Origin of the sequence: Micromonospora sp. URMC 106, from assembly GCF_051386395.1 — a bacterium.
Lineage (GTDB): Bacteria > Actinomycetota > Actinomycetes > Mycobacteriales > Micromonosporaceae > Micromonospora.
This window is the reverse complement of record NZ_JBPQTP010000302.1, coordinates 1-219: the sequence shown is the minus strand read 5'-3', so window position 1 is coordinate 219 and position 219 is coordinate 1. Positions and strand designations below refer to the sequence as shown.

Here is a 219-nt window from a genome sequence, read left to right as displayed (position 1 = left end):
CGGATGGCGAGCTGACGCGTCGATGGCACCCGGTCGCCGGGGCGCAGTTCGCCGTCGGTGATGCGGCGGCGCAGGTCCGCGACGATGCGCTGGTACGGCGGCTCGGTCACCACATCCCCCACTTACCCTGTCCTAGCACAGGCAGCCTAACAGCGACCCTCTGTACTAGCATAGAAATGCAGGTCAGCGGCTTGTTTACGCATCCGCGTACGCCGTACA

The 219-nt window shown here is 65.3% G+C and carries 1 protein-coding gene; it reads right to left on the bottom strand.

The window, feature by feature from the left end; translation table 11 throughout:
• The coding region (locus ACSNOB_RS32195) for a GntR family transcriptional regulator (protein WP_436691240.1) at nucleotides 1–110 on the bottom strand (110 nt) is incomplete at its 3' end.
• Nucleotides 111–219: the final 109 nt, after the last annotated feature.